We start from the raw sequence: 4,390 nt of genomic DNA on the forward strand, positions 1-4,390 counted from the left end.
TCGTATTGATAGCGCGTCGACTTGCCGTCGAACGCGACTTCCTCGATCAGCCGCCCTGCAGGATCGTAGTGGAACTGATATGTCGCAAAGTTGGCATCGGTCAGCGCGGACAAGCGGCCGAGACGGTCGTAGCGATACGCAATCGTCTGCCCAGCAGACGCAAATCGCCCTCGCCGAGATTAATCAACGACTCCGGGTGGCGCAGCCTTGAGCTCACCTCTCCCCAAGCGTCAAACCTTTAAGATTCACCAACAAATCGGTCAGTGAATCGGCTGATCGCTCCAAAAATTTTGGATTCATTACTCCCATCCCTACTTCAAACACCTCTCCGGCAGCATTGATCAGAATTGCTTGACCGCCGCTATCATCCCCAATCATGAAATATCCAGGAAGGTACTTCTGTACTTCATATTCGACGTTTCGCTCAGGCAAAATTTCTATCTCGTGTAGAGCCAAGCAGCCAGCCGAATTGAGTCCATTGGTAATTAGAAGAAAGTCAACGTATTCTTTAGGAAAAGACAGCCCGACCTTCGCCTCAGCAGTATGAATCTGGCTAGGCGACGCGGGAATTCTAAGTTCGAAGTGTTGGCTAAGATTCGCTTTATTTAGCATTGAAAGCTCCCAAACAGTCAAAATACTTGTAATTTTGCCGCATCGCTCGTCTCACGACATCTTCTGGAACTCCTGCTGCCCTCATCTGTCGAGCGGCCTCATTAAACTCCGTCCGTACATCCGTATTGAAGCCGTATTGATTTCGGAATGCCCGCTGCATACCGGAGATTTGAGCATGCACGGAGCCCGAAGTGCTCGGCAGCAAAACCGCCGGCGCAGATCGTGAACTATAGGTCCCGTTAGCGAAAACCTGCTGCTTTGCCCATTCCTGCTGAATCGGATGATGCGATTGCACCAGCCCGTCGGCAACCGTATTCGTGTTACCCGGAGCTCGATTCGCCTGGGGGCTAAGGTTGCCGTGTTGATCAGCATCGTTCACTCGATAGCCGCCCGGGCGGCGGCACGCCAAGCCAAGCGGGTCAATCCAGCTTATCGCGTTTGGCGCGTATTGATAAACGTTGACCCCGCCTTGGAGCCCGATCGGATCTTTGCTGATGAACCGTCCGCTACTCGGATCATAGTACCGGCGCCGGTTATAAGCGAGTCCACTCTCCTCATCAACCTGCTGCCCCTGGAATCGCAGCGGATTCCTCGCCACGATCCCCGCCGCCTTCGACGCCCGCGCGATCACCTCCCGCGCTTCCCCCCACGCTCGGTACGACGCTTCCCACACAACATCGCCATCGTCGTCAGTAAGAAGTTGCGGCGTACCGATCTGGTCGCAGTGGTAATAGAGCAGTCTTGCCTCCGCCCGCCGCTCCGGCACCTTCTGCAGCGGATCTTCCTCCGGTACATAGCGGTCGGTACTCTTCCACTCCGGCGTCACGATTCCGTCGACCGGTCCCGCCACATACTGCGCCAGCGGTACAAACGTCCCCGGCTCGTAGATATAGTGCGTGCCGCGCTCGCCGTCGCTCTCGTACGCGAGCGTGTCACCATCCCACCCGAACACCGTCCGCTCGCCGTTCACCTCCTTCGCAATGCGGCGACCAAACGCATCATAGAAATACCGCGCTTGGCTCTGCCGCGACGTCTCCGCAACCCGCACAGACAGCAAGCGATTGAACTCATCCCACTCGTACTCCTGCTCCCCCGCCGGCGTACGCTTGCGCACCAGATTCCCGCGTGCGTCGTATTCGAAGTGCATCCCCGCATACGCCTTCAGCAGGTTGCCGAGCACCTTCGGCACCTCGACTGGCAACGTGCTTTCCGGCCGCACCGGGCTCGGACGCGACGCGGGCGTTTCCGTAGTTCGCACCGGATCGATGATGTTGCTCGCCGAATCGAACGCAAACCGCTCCTTCGCAACCGGACTGATCGCCTCGATCAACCGCCCGACCGGATCGTACCGATAGTCGGTGCCGCCCTTGCGGCTATCCTCGATCCGCGACAACTGTCCTGCCGCGTCATAGCGATACCGCCGCTCGGCAAGCGGCGCGGGCGACGTCGACCGCTGGATCGTCTGCTGCAGCACGCGTCCCGCCGGATCGTAGTGCGTGCGCTGCCCGACCTTGCTCGACAGCATACGTACCGTCTCGCGATGAAGATCATCGCGCTCGAACTGCACGCGCTCCTCGCCATCGAGCAGCATCCCATGCACATGGCCGGACCCATACATCAACCAATCGACCGCATGCCCGTCCGGCCGCACGGTACGTCGTCGGTTGCCGAGCTCGTCGTATTCGTGATGCCACACGTAGCTGCGCCGTTCGCCGAACAGATCGTACACATGATGTTCGCGCACCAGATTGCCGACCGGATCGAAGAAGAACTGCACGCGGCTGTACCGGTTCACCGCGCCGATCAGCCTACCGCTCGGATCGTAAGCAAACCGTTCTTCGCTTTCCCCTGCCACACGCTTCATCAGACGGCCGCTTGCGTCGACGTCCATCGACGTCACGCAACCCGCCTCATCAATCGAAACGAGGCTGCCGCTATCGTGACTTATCTGACAAGACTGGTCCTGCGGCAACAATTTCAGCCCAAACCGCCAATAACACCAAGGGCCGCGTCAACGCTCCCATTCTGCCAGCTCAACATCTAGTCCGGTTTGCAAGCCGACAGAAACACAGGGATGCCTGCATCACCGCTGTCTTGCCTACGCATTGTCTTAACGTGCAACTACCCCGCTGCTCGCTAACGGCCAATTGATACATTATTTATATATTCAGCTCAATTTCAACAAAACAAATGAAACTCTCTCTCTAATTTTCTCGGATGCATCATCTTTCATAGCAGCAAGCCGAGAAACAATTTCAACACCACCAGGTGCTCCCTCGCTCTGTGTTAGATGATCAATCAACGCACCCCGAGAATGATCACCATTCAGCAACCTATAGATGAATGTATCCAGCCACTCAGATGCAACTATTTTCATAGTCGGAGCCGCCTGCATCAGAGCACTTACAACCAAATTTATATCACTCGCCTCTATTAAATGAAGAAGACCATACATCACCTCTTCATTTCTAGTCCGATCAATAAACACAGAAAGGAGATCCACAAGATCTCCTTTGGACAACACTTCGGAACCAAGACTTTCAAGCACCCCATCAAATACAGCGACGTCATCCGGCGATCCAAGTTGACGGACACGCAGCAAATCTTCCAAGCAGCCTTGTTTCATAACCCCTTCCCAAATGTCGATGGATATTGAGCCTTGTTTTGAGCAATAACCTGCTGCAACCCAGCACGGACTTTAGATGTATAACAGTTTTGGCCCTGGTAAATTCGCCTAGCATCTCGAATATCCTGCGCCAACATATCCCGAGGCGTTATTGTTAGGTCAGGGCTTGCCCCATAAGAACTAGTTTGACGATGACGCCCCCCAGTCGGAGGCATTTCCATATTAATAGACACACCGTCGCCACGTGAATAACCTGGCACACCAATCCCCTCCATATATGCATCGGATGGGATATGATGCGGAGTAAGGTTGTCACCGGTTGATCCAGCCCTCTTCAAATCCTTGTATTTCCCGACATCGCCTTCGCCGGGAAGCAACGACGGGCAACAGCATCGTGTAAGTCCCGTTGGATCGGTCCACTGAACGGGATTGGGCGCGTACTGATAGACGTTCAGCCCGCCTTGCAACCTGATCGGATCCTTACTAACGAATCTGCCGCATTGCGGATCATAGTACCGATGCCGGTTATAAGCGAGTCCACTCTCCTCATCAACCTGCTGCCCCTGAAACCGCAACGGATTCCTCGCCACGATCCCCGCCGCCTTCGACGCCCGCGCGATCACCTCCCGCGCTTCCCCCCACGCTCGGTACGACGCTTCCCACACAACATCGCCATCGTCGTCAGTAAGAAGTTGCGGCGTACCGATCTGGTCGCAGTGGTAATAGAGCAGTCTTGCCTCCGCCCGCCGCTCCGGCACCTTCTGCAGCGGATCTTCCTCCGGTACATAGCGGTCGGTACTCTTCCACTCCGGCGTCACGATTCCGTCGACCGGTCCCGCCACATACTGCGCCAGCGGTACAAACGTCCCCGGCTCGTAGAGATAGTGCGTGCCCCGCTCGCCATCGCTCTCGTACGCGAGCGTGTCACCATCCCACCCGAACACCGTCCGCTCGCCGTTCACCTCCTTCGCGATCCGGCGGCCGAACGCGTCATAGAAATACCGCGCCTGGCTCTGCCGTGACGTCTCCGCAACCCGCGCGGACAGCAAGCGATTGAACTCGTCCCACTGATATTCCTGCTCCCCCGCCGGCGTACGCTTGCGCACCAGATTTCCGCGTGCGTCGTACTCGAAGTGCATCCCCGCATACGCC

3 protein-coding genes and 1 pseudogene are annotated in these 4,390 nt (G+C 56.6%); all 4 read right to left on the bottom strand.

From position 1 onward, the window contains the following. Positions 1 to 213: 213 nt before the first annotated feature. A complete protein-coding gene (locus tag DIE22_RS37580; RefSeq protein WP_124607533.1) occupies positions 214 to 612 on the bottom strand; it encodes an SMI1/KNR4 family protein in 399 nt (132 codons plus the stop codon). Beyond that, a pseudogene (locus tag DIE22_RS37585) lies at positions 602 to 2,563 on the bottom strand (RHS repeat-associated core domain-containing protein); the annotation flags it as partial. The gene DIE22_RS37580 and the pseudogene DIE22_RS37585, both read right to left, overlap by 11 nt. A gap of 216 nt (positions 2,564 to 2,779) precedes the next feature. Continuing rightward, a complete protein-coding gene (locus DIE22_RS37590) occupies positions 2,780 to 3,238 on the bottom strand; it encodes an Imm30 family immunity protein (RefSeq protein WP_124501195.1) in 459 nt (152 codons plus the stop codon). After that, positions 3,235 to 4,390, bottom strand: a 1,156-nt coding sequence (locus DIE22_RS37595; protein WP_260426872.1) for an RHS repeat-associated core domain-containing protein, incomplete at its 5' end; no start/stop codon positions are given. The genes DIE22_RS37590 and DIE22_RS37595, both read right to left, overlap by 4 nt.

The sequence above is a fragment of the Burkholderia sp. Bp9142 genome, assembly GCF_003853415.1.
Taxonomy (GTDB): domain Bacteria; phylum Pseudomonadota; class Gammaproteobacteria; order Burkholderiales; family Burkholderiaceae; genus Burkholderia.